This is a genomic window from Streptomyces sp. NPDC057565 (genome assembly GCF_042801455.1).
GTDB lineage: Bacteria > Actinomycetota > Actinomycetes > Streptomycetales > Streptomycetaceae > Streptomyces > Streptomyces yanii.
The window spans coordinates 63,668-78,556 of sequence record NZ_JBHVFU010000017.1 but is presented as its reverse complement, the minus strand read 5'-3'; the positions used below and the strand labels follow the sequence as shown (position 1 = coordinate 78,556).

The 14,889-nt window shown below is 69.0% G+C and carries 17 protein-coding genes; 11 read left to right on the top strand and 6 right to left on the bottom strand.

Going from position 1 to position 14,889, the window contains the following annotated elements:
* Positions 1-5: 5 nt before the first annotated feature.
* Positions 6-263, bottom strand: coding sequence for a hypothetical protein (locus ACFU8W_RS26935; RefSeq protein ID WP_030936061.1), 258 nt, complete (start codon positions 261-263; stop codon positions 6-8).
* A gap of 143 nt (positions 264-406) precedes the next feature.
* On the opposite strand from ACFU8W_RS26935, the gene ACFU8W_RS26930 reads away from it, so the two are divergent.
* A complete protein-coding gene (locus tag ACFU8W_RS26930; RefSeq protein ID WP_384042069.1) occupies positions 407-652 on the top strand; it encodes an integrase in 246 nt (81 codons plus the stop codon).
* A 34-nt stretch (positions 653-686) separates the two neighbouring features.
* On the opposite strand, the gene ACFU8W_RS26925 is transcribed toward ACFU8W_RS26930, so the two are convergent.
* Together ACFU8W_RS26925 and ACFU8W_RS26920 are read right to left on the bottom strand one after the other, a co-directional pair.
* A complete protein-coding gene (locus tag ACFU8W_RS26925; RefSeq protein ID WP_384042067.1) occupies positions 687-1,097 on the bottom strand; it encodes a RidA family protein in 411 nt (136 codons plus the stop codon).
* A gap of 464 nt (positions 1,098-1,561) precedes the next feature.
* The gene (locus ACFU8W_RS26920; RefSeq protein WP_384042064.1) at positions 1,562-2,233 is read right to left on the bottom strand and encodes a TetR/AcrR family transcriptional regulator; all 672 of its coding nucleotides are present in this window, start codon (positions 2,231-2,233) and stop codon (positions 1,562-1,564) included.
* Positions 2,234-2,489: 256 nt separating this feature from the next.
* Here ACFU8W_RS26920 and ACFU8W_RS26915 point away from each other — a divergent pair, with 256 nt between their 5' ends.
* From ACFU8W_RS26915 to ACFU8W_RS26905, 3 genes are all read left to right on the top strand, one after another.
* On the top strand, positions 2,490-2,867 hold the full coding sequence (locus ACFU8W_RS26915) for a hypothetical protein (protein WP_384042061.1): 378 nt from the start codon (positions 2,490-2,492) through the stop codon (positions 2,865-2,867).
* Between the two features lie 551 nt (positions 2,868-3,418).
* On the top strand, positions 3,419-4,225 hold the full coding sequence (locus ACFU8W_RS26910) for a GPP34 family phosphoprotein (RefSeq protein ID WP_384042057.1): 807 nt from the start codon (positions 3,419-3,421) through the stop codon (positions 4,223-4,225).
* A 434-nt stretch (positions 4,226-4,659) separates the two neighbouring features.
* Complete coding sequence (locus ACFU8W_RS26905) at positions 4,660-5,073, top strand: hypothetical protein (protein WP_384042054.1); 414 nt, start codon at positions 4,660-4,662, stop codon at positions 5,071-5,073.
* Between the two features lie 367 nt (positions 5,074-5,440).
* Here the strand turns inward: ACFU8W_RS26905 and ACFU8W_RS26900 are convergent, their stop codons facing one another.
* Positions 5,441-7,510, bottom strand: a complete 2,070-nt coding sequence (locus tag ACFU8W_RS26900) for a PA14 domain-containing protein (RefSeq protein ID WP_384042050.1) — start codon at positions 7,508-7,510, stop codon at positions 5,441-5,443.
* Between the two features lie 218 nt (positions 7,511-7,728).
* Between ACFU8W_RS26900 and ACFU8W_RS26895 the strand changes: the two genes are divergently transcribed.
* From ACFU8W_RS26895 to ACFU8W_RS26885, 3 genes are all read left to right on the top strand, one after another.
* Positions 7,729-8,112, top strand: coding sequence for an ArsR/SmtB family transcription factor (locus ACFU8W_RS26895; protein WP_384042047.1), 384 nt, complete (start codon positions 7,729-7,731; stop codon positions 8,110-8,112).
* A 140-nt stretch (positions 8,113-8,252) separates the two neighbouring features.
* The gene (locus ACFU8W_RS26890; RefSeq protein WP_384042042.1) at positions 8,253-9,254 is read left to right on the top strand and encodes a zinc-dependent alcohol dehydrogenase family protein; all 1,002 of its coding nucleotides are present in this window, start codon (positions 8,253-8,255) and stop codon (positions 9,252-9,254) included.
* A gap of 147 nt (positions 9,255-9,401) precedes the next feature.
* Positions 9,402-9,701 (top strand): alcohol dehydrogenase catalytic domain-containing protein, encoded by a 300-nt coding sequence (locus ACFU8W_RS26885; RefSeq protein WP_384042039.1) that lies wholly within the window; start codon positions 9,402-9,404, stop codon positions 9,699-9,701.
* Here the strand turns inward: ACFU8W_RS26885 and ACFU8W_RS26880 are convergent.
* The gene (locus ACFU8W_RS26880; protein ID WP_384042035.1) at positions 9,698-11,326 is read right to left on the bottom strand and encodes an IS200/IS605 family accessory protein TnpB-related protein; all 1,629 of its coding nucleotides are present in this window, start codon (positions 11,324-11,326) and stop codon (positions 9,698-9,700) included. The two genes, ACFU8W_RS26885 and ACFU8W_RS26880, sit on opposite strands and share 4 nt — an antisense overlap.
* Positions 11,327-11,474: 148 nt before the next feature.
* Here ACFU8W_RS26880 and ACFU8W_RS26875 point away from each other — a divergent pair, with 148 nt between their 5' ends.
* The 3 genes from ACFU8W_RS26875 to ACFU8W_RS26865 all read left to right on the top strand — a co-directional run bounded on the left by ACFU8W_RS26875 (position 11,475) and on the right by ACFU8W_RS26865 (position 13,605).
* Complete coding sequence (locus ACFU8W_RS26875) at positions 11,475-12,221, top strand: zinc-dependent alcohol dehydrogenase family protein (RefSeq protein WP_384042032.1); 747 nt, start codon at positions 11,475-11,477, stop codon at positions 12,219-12,221.
* Positions 12,218-12,427 (top strand): hypothetical protein, encoded by a 210-nt coding sequence (locus tag ACFU8W_RS26870; RefSeq protein ID WP_384042029.1) that lies wholly within the window; start codon positions 12,218-12,220, stop codon positions 12,425-12,427. Before ACFU8W_RS26875 ends, ACFU8W_RS26870 begins: the two co-directional genes overlap by 4 nt.
* Positions 12,428-12,804: 377 nt before the next feature.
* Positions 12,805-13,605 (top strand): SDR family NAD(P)-dependent oxidoreductase, encoded by an 801-nt coding sequence (locus tag ACFU8W_RS26865; RefSeq protein ID WP_384042026.1) that lies wholly within the window; start codon positions 12,805-12,807, stop codon positions 13,603-13,605.
* Positions 13,606-13,640: 35 nt separating this feature from the next.
* Here ACFU8W_RS26865 and ACFU8W_RS26860 read toward each other — a convergent pair whose 3' ends face one another.
* Positions 13,641-14,237, bottom strand: a complete 597-nt coding sequence (locus ACFU8W_RS26860; protein ID WP_384042024.1) for a TetR/AcrR family transcriptional regulator — start codon at positions 14,235-14,237, stop codon at positions 13,641-13,643.
* Positions 14,238-14,601: 364 nt separating this feature from the next.
* On the opposite strand from ACFU8W_RS26860, the gene ACFU8W_RS26855 reads away from it, so the two are divergent.
* Entirely contained in the window at positions 14,602-14,757 is a 156-nt protein-coding gene (locus ACFU8W_RS26855) for a hypothetical protein (protein ID WP_384042021.1), read from the top strand.
* Positions 14,758-14,889: the final 132 nt, after the last annotated feature.

The following is a 14,889-nucleotide window of genomic DNA, read 5'->3' as shown; positions in this document are numbered from 1 at the left end:
GTCGGTCACCGGCTCGTCACCTGGGCCAGGCGCCGGTCCAGCTCACTGTCCAGGTCGTCCTGCTCGGCCGGGGTGGGTGCGTAGCCGTTCCACTCCTTCAGTGCGGCCAGGGCCTTCTCGGCACGCTCGGCACGCTCGGCCGGGGTGAGCATGGTCTCGGCCAGACGAGCCAGATAGGCGCGCAGCGACAGCCCCTCAGCGGCTGCGATCGCGGCGAGCCGGTCCTTGGCCTCTTCGGGGATACGGACATTGGCATCGGACATGGTCGTACTCCTTCCCATTCCTCCAGAGTACGGGTACGTACCCGTACCCGTCACGTCGGCGTGGGTGACCGCTGCCTTGTCCTTGCCGAAAACTCATCCGTCCTGGTGGGAGCCGTGTACGGGGTCGGGGGCATGTGAGGTGGGTGCAGACCTGTCGGCACGAGCTGCTGGACCGCACCTTGATCTGGAACGAGCGGCACCTGCTCCATGCCCTGTGTGAGTTCGAGAAGTTCTACAACTCCCACCGGCCCCATCGGGACATCGCGAACGTCCGCCCGCCGTACCCCTTGCCGACGCCGATCGCCGATCCGGACGAGACAGCCCGCCTGGCCATACGACGTTCCGATCGTCTCGGCACCATTCTCCACGCGTACGAGCATGCTGCCTGACCTGCGCAGACGGGGTTATCAGCAAGGGCAGGGCTCAAGAATCGAGCACGGCGGCGACGGCCTCGATCTCGACGAGTTGGTCCTTGTAGCCGAGCACGGTGACGCCCATCAAGGTGCTTGGGACGTCATGGTCAGCGAACGAGTCCCGGACTACCTCCCAGGCAGCCACCAGGTCCCCTTGCCGGGCCGACGCGACGAGAACCCTTGTACTGATGACGTCCTGGAGTGTCGCACCTGAGGCAGCGAGAGCAGCCCGCATGTTCTCGATGGCTTTCGCTGCCTGGCCCGCGTAGCCCCCGATCGCTGCCGTAGAGCCGTCATCGTTCAGCGGACACGCCCCGGCGAGGAAGATCAGGCGTGCCTCGGCGGGCGCCGTGGACGCGTAGGCATACTCGGCGACGTCGGACAGGGAAGCAGAGCGGATCAAAGTGATGGCACGAGCCATAGTCGTCGGGTCCTCTCCCATCGGGTGTGGAGCTCGAACATCCTGCCAACACCCCGTTGGTTCCCGCCTTCCCTTTTCTTCGCCGCCCCCGCGCGCAGCGCCGTCACCGAGCAGGAGCGACGAGGGTCCGCAAGGCGCCGAGGTCATCACACGTGCCGACCGGTGCCGTCCCGAAGGCACCAAAACGGGCAGGCAGGGGCGGCGGACCGTGGAAGACCTGACGCTGTGAGGGGGCAGGGTGGACCTGCCGCGGCTTGCCAGGCGGGAGGGACGGGTGTGGGAGAGATCGCGCAGGGTCTGGAACAGGCGGTTCGTACCCGGCCCGTTCCGTCGAGCACTTCAACCCGTCTACGGTTTCTGCTCGCCCCCCTCATTGCATGAGCCAGCGTGCCCTTCCTCGGCCAGGCGCTTGCCTCCGAGGCCGGCGCCCGGGAGCACGGGCGATCGGCGCCGCACCCGCGTGCTCAGGCCGTCGTTGTCGTCGGAGGGGTCTGGGCTGGAAGGTGGCCGTTCAGGAGGAGGCTGACGATCTGGTCTATCACCGCCTCGCCCGGCGGTTCGCGGCGCACCGCGGCCAGGTAGACGATGGTTCCGGAGTAGATGTCGACCATCAGTGAGGTATCGGTGTCGGGCTGCAACCGGCCTTCGAGTCGGGCTCGCTCCAGCATTTCCACGACCGACGCGCGGCGGGGTTCGATGAGCTCGGCGAAGGCTCCGGTACCGGTGGGATCCTCGATCACATCGGCGAGCAGCGCCGGGAGGATCAGGCACGTGGGCATGGCGGAGACAAGCTCGATGGTCAGCCGGACGGCGGTTCGCAGGTCGGCTTCCAGGTCGCCGGTCTCATGGATGGGAGGAAGCGGGACGTCCCCGCTGAGGGCCTCGATCACCAGCGCGGCCTTGTTCGGCCACCACCGATAGATCGTCGCCTTGCTGACTCCGGCTCGCCGTGCGACGCCTTCGAAGGAAAGTCGCTGATATCCGCCCTCGCCGAGCAGGGCTTTCGTGGCTCGGAGCACTGCTTCGTGAGACTCCCGACGCCGCCGCCCGGAGCGAGACACCATGCGGTTGTGCTGGGCGGCGTACTCGGGAGCCAAAGGGTCCTGACGGCCGCTCTGCTGCCTGGGAGTAACCACCGGGTGCCTCCTTTGTGAGCCACTGGTGCGCCCTTTGACTTTGCCCTAAAAAAGACCCTATCTTAGCGATACGAGGCGTTTCGTACCGTACAACCCTCTTCATACTCAATAGTAAGATCCTGAAGCCCGTCGGGGAACTGACAATTCCGATGGGTGGATCCCGCGCACCAGACCCGCGCGCAGGATCTGGTGCGGATGGGCGTCCCGTGCGAACGCCCGAGATCTCTTTCTCGACCCCCAGAAGGGGGACATCATCATGCGCGCGAATACGACCAGGATGCGGCGAATAGCCGCCGCGGTCTGCGCGGCGCCAATCCTCGCCATCGCGGCCAGCGCCGGAGCTGTCAGCGCGGCCGCTTCTCCCCCGTCGTCCGTCGTCGTCTCCGTCCCGTCTCACGACGGCGGCTCGGGTTGGGGCCACGGTTGCTGGTTCGGTGACAACTGGGACTGGGGATTCCGCTGTCACGAGGGTTTCGACCATGGCTTCGGTTTCGACCATGGCTTCCGCGGTGACCACGGCTTCCGTTTCGACCATGGCTTCGGTTTCGACCATGGCTTCCGCGGTGACCACGGCTTCGGTTTCGAGCATGGCTTCGGCGGTGGTGATCACGGCGGCGGTGACCATGGTCGCTGAGGCTCCAGCGCGGTGAGTTTGCGATCAACACGCGGCAGTTTGTGAGTGCCGCGTCCGGATGCCCGAGCTGCTCGGGCATCCGGACGCGTCTGGAGCGGCAGGCGTCTCATCCGTTCCGTAGTCCTGATGGATGCGCTGACGGTCGGGATCGCGTGCGTCGGTGCGGCGCCTGCGGGAATGCACTTCGTGCCCAGGGCTCAACAACGCCGGGAGGAAGTGTTCCGGCGGCGGGTGAGCGCGGTGTTTTCGCCGGTGGTGCGACCGGTGAAGCGATCACCGGTGACGGGAACCAGCAGACGTGCACCCTTGGTGGCGGCGCTCGCGGCCTGCCCGTGCTCCGGGTGCGGCCGAGCCCTGTGTGCATGACGTGGCAGAGGGGTTGCCGCACGCGGTAAGGCGGAGAGCCTGTCCCTGCATACGGGCGGTCCGTCATCGGACTGCGAGGGTGACGACGCGTCAGATGCGGTGCATCGCAAGGCGAAGGAGCGTCCTCATACGGAGGTGCCGCAGAGGACTCCATTCCACGGACGGCCGCGCCTACCCTGGCACGTATGACCACGGGGGATGAACTGCTCCTGCTCGCGATACGCCCCGGCAGGCGGCGTATACGGATACGGGCCGAGGACCGGCTCCGGTTCGCCCTGCGGGCATCGGAGTTGGCGGATCTGGGCCTTGCCGGACGGATCGCCGTCGGCCCCCGGCGGATCGAGGTGATGGACTCCCAGCGCGTCGAGGACCGCCGGTTGAACAACGTCCTGCACAGTCTGGGCGCAACCGCTCCCCCGCCCAGCCTCAAGGACTGGCTGCGCCGCACACCACGCTCCCTCACCACCGAATATCTCTCTCGGCTTGAGGACCAGAAGGCGGTCCGGGTCCGCCGTTGGCGCGACGCCAGCGGCCGTACCCGCCACGACATTCTCTCCGTCGACCTACCGCGCCGCCAGGCGCTGCTGGCCCGTCTCGACGGCGTGGTCCGCTCCGGCTCCGCAATCTCGACCGCCGACCACGACCTCACTCTCGCCGCCCTCGTCCAGGCTGCGGGCCTCGCACCTGCCGCCTACCCAGGCCTGCGGGGCATCACCGACCGCCGCCGTTTGGCCACCCTCGTCGCAAACGACCGCCTCACCCCCGCAACCGCCGAAGCGGACCCGGCAGCCGACGAGGAACTCGCTGCGGCACTGGCCACCGGCGCCGACGTCCTCACTCGCCAACTCCTCGGCGAGCTCAGCGACCTCTACGCCGACTTCACCACCGGCGGCCACAGTCTCGGCCACGACCTGGACCCGGGCAGTTGGTCCGAGGGCGGCACCGGCCACCACGGCGGCGGGCACGGAGACGGCGGCCACGGCAGCTGGTGACACCGACAGCCGGGAGCCGCAGGCCCCTTGTCCGAACCCGGGCCCCATTGCACCGCAACGGCCGGATACACGGACTTCCTGCGACTGGGAGGGCACTGACCGCGCGGTAGCGGGTCAGCCGCGGCGGCGCCGGTTGCGGTAACTCTGCAATAGTCGCCGCGACTCCCCGCTGTTCCCCGTGCAGTGCCCCCTCATCGGGCACGCGGGGGGCACGTGTGCCCGTCTACCGGGCTGCCGGCAGTGAGGCGCCGTCCGCGTCGGTACCTCTTCCGTGTCACTCGTCTGCACCGTCGGAGGCGACGGCGAGCAGCCGTCCGCTGACGCTGGGACCTGACACAGGTACGGCGCGCTGCCTGTTCAGGAGCCAACCAGGCAGATGGGATCGCAGCGCGGCAGGCACACGCTGCTGAAGAACAAGGGGAAGGCACCTCCGTATGTCACACCACACCGCGACGGTGCCGGGGGCTACCTGGGTGGCCAGGTGGGCGGGAGCCCTGCTCTGCGTCGCGGTGGCCGCCATCCATGTCGTGGACCAGGGCGGCATCACGACAACGAGGGATCCCCACTACATCGGCATCGCCTACCACGTCCTGGAGATCGCAGCCTTGGTCGCCGCCGTGCTGCTCCTCATCGGCCTCGTCCGACTGGGATGGTTGCTGGCAGCCGCGGTCGCCGTCGGCCCCTTGCTGGGCTACATCCTCTCCAGGGGGCCGGGGCTGCCCCACTACAGCGACGATGTCGGCAATTGGACGGAACCGCTCGGGCTGGTCAGCCTGGCTGTCGAAGGAGGCCTGCTTCTGCTGTCGGTGCCACTCTTCGTGCGGAGCCTGCGCCGCAGAACCCATTAACGCTGCGCCGATCAGCATCAGGGCCAGGCCGGAGGATGCCTGACGAGGATCGAGTACTGGGGCATGGAAGTCGGCACCGACCGAGCGACCCACACGTGAGCACCCGCTCCTGAAGGACTGGGCACGTGTGCGAAGGGGCCCGGAGATGTTCTCGGGCCCCTTCGTGCTTAGACCGACCGGCAATTGGGGGGCGGCGTCACGGGGCAGCGGCGCGCACCTCGCAGCGTTGTCGTCAATCACCATGGCTCCTTCCCCAAGCTCTCGGCTTCGCTCGAGCAGGGGAGACCCCATCTGGCTCAATCCTCCGCCTTGCGATGTACGCACCCCAGCCCCGCTTCTTCACCCACCCCCCAATTGCCGGTCGGTCTTACTCGGACTGCTGAGGAGCCAGGGCGACCCAGGCGTCGCCGGGGGCGGATTCGGTGCCGTCGGCGTGGAGCGCCGTCACCCAGTAGAAGTGCGTGGTGCCGGCGGTGGCCGTGGTGTCGGCGTACGACAGGCCGGTGACCGGGTCCGCGGTCAGCGGCTCGTACGCTGCGGTGGCCGGGTTCCAGCGGTAGACCCGGTATCCGGTGATGTCCGCCCGGTTGTACGCGGAGGACAGGTCCCAGTCGAGCTGGACCGTGCCAAGGGCGGGATCGGCCTCGGCCTTGACGGAGACCAGCCAGTCGACCGGCGTCTCCACGGTGGGCCGCAGGTCGTACTCGGTGACGGTGGTGTGCGCCGTCTCGTAGGGGTCGCCGACCAAGTTGTGGACGGAGTTGCCCGAGGTGTCCAACGCGTCCACGAAGTACGTGTGGGTCTCGCCGTCCTGGAGGTTCTCCGTGTCGACGAACCGGGTCGTTCCCGGCTCGGTCTGTCCCACCCAGGTGTACTCGGTGCCGTCGTCCTTCGTGCTCTTCCGGAATACGCTGTACTGAGCGAGGTCGGCCGCCGGGCTGTCCTCCCAGTCCAGGACCGTGCCGTACTCGGTGGCGGTGGCCGTGAACCCGGTGACGGCTGGCGGGGCGGTGCCGTCACGGTAGGAGAGCGAGTGGGCGGCGGACGGCCCCGACTCCCGCCCGAGCGCGTCGACGGTGGTCACCCAGTACACGTAGAAGCTTTCGGACGGGCTCGCGGTGACCGTGGTGTCGGTGCAGGCGTACGTGTGGCGGATGCCGTAGGCGGTGTCGGTGAGCGTTGGGGCGCAGGGCACCACACGGGAGTCGACGACGTCGAACGTGCCGGTCGCGTCGTCGAAGCGGCGCTCCTCGCGGTGGACCCGGAACTCCGTCGGTGCGTACGGCGACACCTGCCAGGACAGGTCGACGCCGCCACCATCCTCCGGCCGGTTCTGCGACCTGCTGAAGTAGGGCACGGCGAGCGGCCGGGCGAACGACACCACCGACGAGTACCCGGTGTTGCCCGCCGGGTCGGTCGCCGCGACCTTGTAGTAGGAGGTCTCCCCGTACGGGGCGGTTTCATCGGTCGCCGAGTTACTCACATTGCTCGTGGCCACCGTGAACGGCCCGTCGGGCGAACTGGACCTCAGCAGCTTGTAGTTCAGCGACCCCTCGTCGGACATCCACCAGAGGCTCACCCCATCCAGGGAGGTCTCGCCGAGGACCTTCAGATCACGGACGGTCGGTGCCAGCCGGTCCACCGTGGTGACGCCCTGGTCGGCGGTGCCGGTGGACTCGTTGCCCGCCTTGTCGAAGGCGCGGACCTCGTAGTAGAAAGTCGCGCCCGACTTCGGGAGGGTGGTGTCGGTGTACGACGTGGAAGTGGTCGTCGCCAGCGGCTTGCCGGGGAAGGAGCCGCCCTTGCCGCGTCGGTAGATCCGGTATCCGGCGAGGTCCATCTCCTTGTTCTTCGCCCAGGTGAGCTTCGCCCTGCCGGTGGCCTGGTCGTACGACACCGAAGTCCCGGTCGGCACCAGCGGCTTGACCTTGTCGACGGTGGCGGCGGTGCGCGGGGCGTACGTGAACTTGACCTTGGCGCTGCCGGTCCAGTTGACGTAGTCGACGCGGAGGGTGTGCTTGCCGGACGGGATGGTGATGTTGACGCTCTTGGAGACGGTCGTCGAGACGTTCTTCCAGAGGTCGATCTTGCGGACGCCGTCGAGATGGACCCGGATGCCGTCCAGCCCCGAGGCGCTGAAGGAGAAGGGACCGCCGGAGCCGAAGTCGCGGGTCACGCTCCAGCGGACGCCGAAATTGTCCCTCGGGAGGCCGGTCACGGGGGCGCCGCTCCAGCTCTGGTCGACGGCCGAGTCGCAGTCGGTCTTCTTCGGCGTACCGGAGAACTTGGTGTTCGCGTAGAACTGCCGCTTGAACACCGGGGAGGTACAGGTGGTCGCGGCCGAGGCGGGCACCGTGGTCACGGTGAGCAGGCCGCCGGCGGTGACGAGCACGACGGCGGTCGCGGCCGCGGTGGTCGTGCGTCTGGCTGGGTTCATGAAGATCATGACTCGCGAGGAGCGGAGACGGTTGTACCGCCGGCCCGCACGGACACCCGGCGGTCACCATCTGGCCGTCCCGCAGCGGCAGATCGACAGGCCACGCGTCACTCCGGCGGACCGTGCTCTCCCGGCAGCGCTTGTCCACCGGTTCCCGAGGCCCGGGCTGAGTCGGCTGCACCTGTCAGATTGAGGCTTGCTTCGATGGCGATCGTAGTATGGATGGATTGCACCTACGCTTTCTTCAAGGAGTCACCGTGGCTCGTCCTCGTGCTGCCGCTCGGACCGTGGATCATCCTGACCTGGCCCAGGTCTCCCTTCAGCAGGTTCTGGAGGCGCTGGTGGATCCCGTGCGTCGCCTGGTGGTGTCGCAGTTGGTTCGGGCGGGTGAGGATCTGAGTTGCGGCACGTTCGAGGCGCCGGTTTCGCTGTCGACGCTCACGCATCACTTCAACGTGCTGCGTGAGGCGGGCGTGATCCGTCAGTACTACGTGGGCACGGCGAAGATGAACACGCTGCGCAACGACGAGATGGAGAAGCGGTTCCCCGGGCTGCTCTCGGCAGTCATCGCGGCCTCTGTCGCGGAGGCGAAAGAGGCCTGAGCGGGCTGGGTGCGCGCCCCGGGTACATATTTCGATGACGCTCAAAATTTGACTGCCATCGAAGTGTGGGGCAGTGTGGATGGCGTCGCGTCACGAATGCGGCTTTTACCCCATCTGCTTCTCTTGTGGACTGGTGCACCATGGCAAAGCTCGTACAGTTCGACCGTCTCGGCGGCGCCGAGGTTCTCTCCCTCCGTGAGGTCGAGGACCGCGCTCCGGGGACGGGTGAGGTGCGTATCCGTGTCGATGCGATCGGCCTGAACCGGGCCGAGATCATGTACCGGGACGGCGCGTACTTCTACCAGCCGGTCTTCCCTTCCACGCTGGGCTACGAGGCCGCTGGTGTCATCGAGGCCGTTGGCGAGGGCGTGAAGTCGTTCACCGAGGGTGACCTGATCGCTGTCGTGCCCGCGTTCCTGCAGAGCGAGTACGGCACCTACGGCGACCACGTGATCCTTCCGGCATCGGCCGTGGTTCCCCGCCCGGCCAACGTCGACGCCACGACGGTCGCGGCGGTGTGGATGGCCTACATCACCGCCTACGGCCCGCTGGCCGAGAGCGGCCGGGTGCGCCCCGGTGACTACGTCCTGATCACCGCCGCCTCCAGCAGCGTCGGTCTGGCGGCGATCCAGATCGCCCGCCACATCGGCGCGATCCCGATCGCCACCACCCGCGGCCCGGGCAAGAAGCAGCGCCTGCTGGACGCGGGCGCGGCCGACGTCATCGTGACCAACGACGAGGATCTGCCCGCCCGGATCAAGGAGATCACCGGCGGCGAAGGTGTGCGCCTGGTCTTCGACCCGATCGCCGGGCCCGGCGTCGAGACCCTCGCCCAGGGCATCGCCCCGGGCGGCTTCCTGGTCGTCTACGGCGCGCTCGACCCGCGCACCACCCCGCTGCCGAACGCGCAGTCCTTCCCCGCGCTCAACAGCAGCACCTACACCCTTTTCGAGATCACTGCCGACCCCGAACGCCTCGCCCGCGCCGTCGCGTTCATCAACGCGGGCCTGGCCTCGGGATCCTTCACCCCGGTCGTGGACCGCACCTTCGATCTCACCGAGATAGCCGAGGCCCACCGCTACATGGAGGCCAACGGCCAGGTCGGCAAGATCGTCGTCACCGTCAACCACGGCGCGGCCTGACGCATCCCCGGCCTCGCGCCGGACACACCCCAGCCCCGATGCCTTGTGTAATCCGCCCCTCCGCGGGGGTGGACCGCCCGGAGGCGCGGTGTCCGCAGCCTCCGGAGACGGGGCCTTCGTCGATCACATGCATCCAAGGAGTCAGATATGAACCGCGCTGTCCGTTTCCATGAGACTGGTGGCCCCGAGGTCCTGCGCCTGGAGGAGGTCCCTGTCCCCGCCCCGGGACCGGGCGAGGTCCTCATCCGCACCCGGGCGTTGGGCCCGAACCGGGCGGAGTCGATGTTCCGGCTCGGCCAGTACGGTATCGACCCCGTCTTCCCCTCCGGGATCGGGTACGAGGCCGCGGGTGTGATCGAAGCTCTCGGGGAAGGCGTAAGCAGGCTGAGCGTGGGCGAGGCGGTCAGTGTGGTGCCCTCGTTCGCCATGACCGACTACCGTTCCTAGCCAGTGTGCGTGAGTGAGTTCGGGACCCACTGCTGCGTACTGGGCGCATCCCGAGCGGTGTGGGATGCGCTGGGTTCCCGCGTTCGCGTCCCGTTCGGTGACGGCCCTGCAGGGGGCCGGTCCGTTGCGGGTGGGCGGGTTCCCTCACGTCCTCGGGTGCCTGGTCCGGCCTGGGCGGTCCGATGCCCCGCACGATCGCTCCGGTCGTGCGGGGGCGGTGCCGTCCGACGCCGGACCGGGTGCCCGAGGGCGCGTCGCCCGATCGCGATGCCCGCGGCATCGTGACGGGACAAGGTGCGGCGGGGGGTGACCAGCGGTTTCTGCCAGTGCTGGGCACCCCACCGGGAGGTGTAGGCGGGGTCGACCGCGACAATGCTCAGGCCGTGTTCGGCGGCCATCGACACCAGCCGGGCCTTCAGTCTCCCGGTCGGCATACCGGAGATGAGCTGCCGGAACCGTTTGCGGCGGCCGTGCTTCTCGCGGGTCTTCTCGGTGGTGAAGTCGAGGTCTTCGATGCCGATCGCGGCGGCCCCGACACGCTCGGCCCAGTGGATCAGGCGGGTCAGCGCGTGGCGGATCTGCGCGTCGCGGTGACCGGCGGTCCCGGACAGGTCGTAGCCGAAGCGGCGCGGGTCTCCGACGGGATTGCCGTGCCGGTCGAGCCGGTAGGCGGCGAAGTGGTCGGCGTTGGTGTCGACACCGATCATGCCCCGGGCGCGGGCGGCCTCCAGCGGGATGGTCTTCACGACGGGGCGCTGCCAGGACGCGGTGAGGTACCAGCGGCCACGCCGGGTGTCGAGGTGGATGCGGTAGGCGACGGCCCGGTTCGCTTCGATGCGGTCGGCCCACTCCGCACCCCGGTGCGCGAAGCCGATCCGGGTGGTGAGGACGTACCGGCCGTGCCGGGCATTGGCCAGGTGCGCGAGCGGGACGGGCAGCTTGATGGACACTTCGCCGTCCGGGGTGACGCGGATCGTCTCGTTCCCGAACCGCTTCCCCGACTCACCGTCAGCGGCAAGAAACCAGCGCCCCGCCTCCCACCGTTGCCGCCACTGCTCTTCGGTGAGCCCGGCCTGGGCAAGGTGGTGGCGGGTGTTCAGGAGACGTCTGCCGCCCCGCACCACCCGCACCCGCCCGGCCTGCCACTCGGCAACAGCAGCAGCGTGCCGCGCCTCCAGCATCGCGAGGCGGCGGGACTTGCGGAACCACTCGCTCTTCGACCGGTAGCCACCCGCCGCCCGCTTGGTGCCCTTCTCCCCGATCGGGAGGGACAGGCGGTGCCGCAGCGTCCTGATCCCGGCTGCCAGCGTCTGGATGTGTGCTGCCTGGCAACGGCGCGTGAGCGCCCATTGATCGTGGGTGGCCTTGGTGATCGCACCCGCGATCCGCGACGACGACAGCGGCGTCAGGTCCCGCTTACGCGACGCCCAGCTGTCCGCACTGTGCTCCAGACCGTCCGCACAGCGGGCCTGGAGATCACGCGAAGCCAGACGGCCCTGGTGCTCACCGACCGCACGCAGCACCATCTCGTCCTGGGCCGTGAGGTGCCCCAGACGGTCCCGGACCGCCACCCCGCAAGGCCCCGGCACCACGAAGGACCCGGCCAACTCCCGCACGCCACCCACCGCGCCACCCCCGCCCACAAAGGCCAGACACCCGCTGTCCAGCCCAACGAGCAGCAGCCGCCAAGGTCACCCATTCGACCACAGAACCCCTGTCCCCACCCCCAAACCCGCCGACAGGACTCACTCCCGCTCACCACCACTCACTTCAGTGCAGCAAACCGGCAGCAGCTCGAACCCCATGCACGGCGAGGCGGTCCTCGCACCCGCCGGCGCGGTCGTCGCCCACCCCGAGCGTCTGTCGTTCGAGGAGGCCGCGTCGGTGTGGATGCAGTTCGTCACCGCCTACGGCGGCCTGGTCGACCTCGCGGGCGTCCGCGCCGGGGACACCGTCGTGATCTCCGCGGCGTCCAGCAGCGTCGGCCTGGCGGCCATCCAGGTCGCCCACAAGGCCGGGGCCAGGGCCATCGCCCTGACCCGCACCGGCGCCAAGCGCAAGCAGATCCTGGCGGCCGGGGCCGACGAGGTCATCGCCACCGCCGAGGAGGACGTCGCCGCACGCGTGGGGGAGCTGACCGGCGGGAAAGGCGCCCGGGTCATCTTCGACCCCGTCGGCGGTCCGGCCCTGGCCGACCTGGTCAAGACCGCCGCCCACGAAGCCGTCATCGTGGTCTACGGCGTTCTCGACCGCACGCCGACCCCGCTGAACGTCGGCGAGGTCCTCTTCAAGCACCTCACCATCCACGGGTTCGAACTCTTCGAGATCACCACCGACGACCGTCGGCGGGCCGAAGCGGTCGCGTTCGTCAGCGACGGCCTCGCCAAGGGAGAGCTCGCCCCCGTGATCCACAAGACGTTCCCCTTGGAGGCCATCGCGGACGCCCACCGCTACCTGGAGGCCGGCGGCCAGGTCGGCAAGATCGTCATCGCCGTCGACCAGCACGAGGACCGGTCATGAAATTCGGCGCCAACGTCGCCCGACGCGTCATCGCCCACGGCGACGAATGGATCCCCATACTCCGCCCCCACATCCTCGACCACATCACCGAGTTCAAGAAGACCGCTCGCAAACCTGGCACCGACGAGCCCATCCCCGTCACCCTCTTCGGCGGCGAACTCGACGACGCCTACGCGGCCGCCGGAGTAGGCCGCGTCCTGTTCTGAGAGGAAGCCGTCGGTCGGGAAATGGGAGAGCGGAAAACGGCGCCCGCGTACCTTCCCGGGCTGGGGCATCACCGAGCTGGGCTCGGCGGCGCAGAGCGACCGTCGTGCGCTGGCCCGTCCCGATCTCGTCCGCACGGCCCCCCACCCGAGACCTGGGCCCGCCCGAGGCCCCCGCGCATACCCACTCCTGATGAGGACCACAGGGCCCGACAGGTGCACTTCCTGCTCGGCCGGCGGCCCTGGTGTGGTGGCTGCCGCTGCCTCGGCGGTTCTGTCGCGGCGCAGTAAGTCTACAGCTGTATACTTACTGGTGTGGCCGCTCGCCGCCCGCGCCGTCAGGGCGCGAGGGTGGCCGGCTCAGGAAAGGAAGACAGGACATGAACCTCGAACTCACCGGCAAGCGCGCGCTGATCACCGGCTCCAGTGCCGGGCTCGGCGAGGCAACGGCCAGGATGTTGGCAGCCGAAGGTGCAGCCGTGGTGGTCCACGGACGCGACAAGGACCGGGTGGAGGCGGTCGCGGCGTCAGTCCGTGCGGCCGGCGCAACGGCCACCACGGCGCTGGGCGACCTGGCCACCGACGCCGGCGCCGCCGATGTCGCCCGGGCGGCCACCGCCGACGGCCCCATCGACATCCTCGTCAACAACGCCGGCTTCTACCGGCACCTCTCGTGGGTGGAGGCGACGCCCACGGAGTGGAATGACACCTACAACGTCAATGTCGTCTCAGGCGTGCGGATGATCCAGCACCTGGTCCCGGCGATGCGCGAGCGCGGCTGGGGGCGTGTGGTCACCATCGGCGGCGGCCTGGCCTCCCAGCCGATGAACACCCACCCGCAGTACAACGCCACGCTCGCCGCCCGCCACAACCTCGCCGTCTCACTCGCCCGCGACCTCAAGGGCACGGGCGTCACCTCGAACGTGGTGTCCCCCGGCGCGATCCTCGTGGACAGCGTGAAGGACCTCGTCACACAGATCGGACCGGCCCGCGGCTGGGGCCAGACCTGGGAGGAAATCCACCCGAACGCCGTCGATGCCCTCATCCCCAACGACCAGAACCGCTTCGGCGAACCGGACGAGATCGCGGCAGCAGTCGCCTACCTGTGCAGCCGGCACGCGCAGTACGTCAGCGGAGCCACCATCCGCGTCGATGGCGGCCTCATCCGCTCCGCCTTCTGAACGCCCCGCACCCCTCCCACCGACGACAGCGCCATCTACGCCCCGGAGCCCGGGACCCGGGCCTGACCCGTGACCGGTTCGAGCATGTCGGCCAGCAACTGAGCGAGGCGGTCGTCGTCGGCCGCCGCCAGCGCGCCGACACCGACGACGGTGCGCAACAACCACGTCCCCGCAGCCAGCGCCAGCCCCAACTGGGCACGGACGTCGGCTTCCGAGCCACCGATCAGCCCCGCCAGCCGCGCCCCCACATGCGCCTCGATCCCCCGCCGAACGATGTCCGCCGCCTCAGGGTCCGACGCGGAGCGCAGCATCAACAGGAACGGATCGAGACGCTCAGCGCCGGGTGCCGTGCGCTCGGCAAGGGACCGGGCCATCGCCTGCGTCAGATCACCGCGCTGGGTGCCAACGACGGTCGGCGGCTCGAAGGAGCGGTCGACCGTCTCGGCGAACAGGCCCTGCTTCGAGCCGAAGTAGCGATTGATCATCATCGCCGTGACGCCCGCCCGCTCGGCGATCTGCCGGACCCCCGCCCGGTCGTATCCGTGCTCCGTGAACTCCACGGCCGCGGCGGCCAGGATCGCTTCACGCGTCGCCGCCGCGTCCCGTCGGCGAGACGGCTGTTCACCAGTCATGAAAACCAGCATACGGTGTGCTGTCTACGACCGTAGACAGCACACAACAGCCACACCACGACACACCCGCCCGGCCCGCGTCCGGGCAGCAGCACCTGATCACCGACCGGCACGGATCGCCCCTCGCGCCTGCTCACTCTCAACGGAGCCGCACCGCAACAGCAGGTGGACGGACCACCAGTCGGGCCCAGCGCGTGTTCGTTCCCGCCTTCACCGACTCCGGCCGGGCCGACGACGAGCTCGAAGTCGCACAGCATCTGCTGTCCGGGCCAGGCCTGTGCGGCGATGCGGGCAGCCCAGGCCGTCAACCGGGCGACGCGTTAGGCTCATTTTGTAGGCACGTGTTGCGGCCGCGGAGGCGGTCATGGGCCAGAACGTCAAGTACCCGACGCCGTCACAGGCCGAAGGGGAGAGGCTGGAAGGGAAAGCGGATCCCGCCGAGGCCGAGTATCCGGCCATGTGGCGCACCCGGCCGTCCCGGGCGGAGAGTGAGAGCCTGGCGGAGCATACCGAGAGCTGACAGAGGCGGCGGCCGTACGGCAGGGATCCTTGCCGGTTCGCCCTGGTGACCGGCACGGCCACCGTTCGCCAGGACGGTTCCGAGGCACTCGGGACGTGCCTGCGTTCGGTTGTCCCCTTCGTGCGCCCGTAC

What these genes read in the sequence shown, in the direction of transcription:
- ACFU8W_RS26935 (WP_030936061.1), bottom strand. Translation starts at nt 263, where the DNA reads ATGTCCGATGCCAATGTCCGTATCCCCGAAGAGGCCAAGGACCGGCTC.
- ACFU8W_RS26925 (WP_384042067.1), bottom strand. Translation starts at nt 1,097, where the DNA reads ATGGCTCGTGCCATCACTTTGATCCGCTCTGCTTCCCTGTCCGACGTC.
- ACFU8W_RS26915 (WP_384042061.1), top strand. Translation starts at nt 2,490, where the DNA reads ATGCGCGCGAATACGACCAGGATGCGGCGAATAGCCGCCGCGGTCTGC.
- ACFU8W_RS26910 (WP_384042057.1), top strand. Translation starts at nt 3,419, where the DNA reads ATGACCACGGGGGATGAACTGCTCCTGCTCGCGATACGCCCCGGCAGG.
- ACFU8W_RS26905 (WP_384042054.1), top strand. Translation starts at nt 4,660, where the DNA reads ATGTCACACCACACCGCGACGGTGCCGGGGGCTACCTGGGTGGCCAGG.
- ACFU8W_RS26900 (WP_384042050.1), bottom strand. Translation starts at nt 7,510, where the DNA reads ATGAACCCAGCCAGACGCACGACCACCGCGGCCGCGACCGCCGTCGTG.
- ACFU8W_RS26895 (WP_384042047.1), top strand. Translation starts at nt 7,729, where the DNA reads ATGGATGGATTGCACCTACGCTTTCTTCAAGGAGTCACCGTGGCTCGT.
- ACFU8W_RS26890 (WP_384042042.1), top strand. Translation starts at nt 8,253, where the DNA reads ATGGCAAAGCTCGTACAGTTCGACCGTCTCGGCGGCGCCGAGGTTCTC.
- ACFU8W_RS26885 (WP_384042039.1), top strand. Translation starts at nt 9,402, where the DNA reads ATGAACCGCGCTGTCCGTTTCCATGAGACTGGTGGCCCCGAGGTCCTG.
- ACFU8W_RS26870 (WP_384042029.1), top strand. Translation starts at nt 12,218, where the DNA reads ATGAAATTCGGCGCCAACGTCGCCCGACGCGTCATCGCCCACGGCGAC.
- ACFU8W_RS26865 (WP_384042026.1), top strand. Translation starts at nt 12,805, where the DNA reads ATGAACCTCGAACTCACCGGCAAGCGCGCGCTGATCACCGGCTCCAGT.
- ACFU8W_RS26860 (WP_384042024.1), bottom strand. Translation starts at nt 14,237, where the DNA reads ATGACTGGTGAACAGCCGTCTCGCCGACGGGACGCGGCGGCGACGCGT.
- ACFU8W_RS26855 (WP_384042021.1), top strand. Translation starts at nt 14,602, where the DNA reads ATGGGCCAGAACGTCAAGTACCCGACGCCGTCACAGGCCGAAGGGGAG.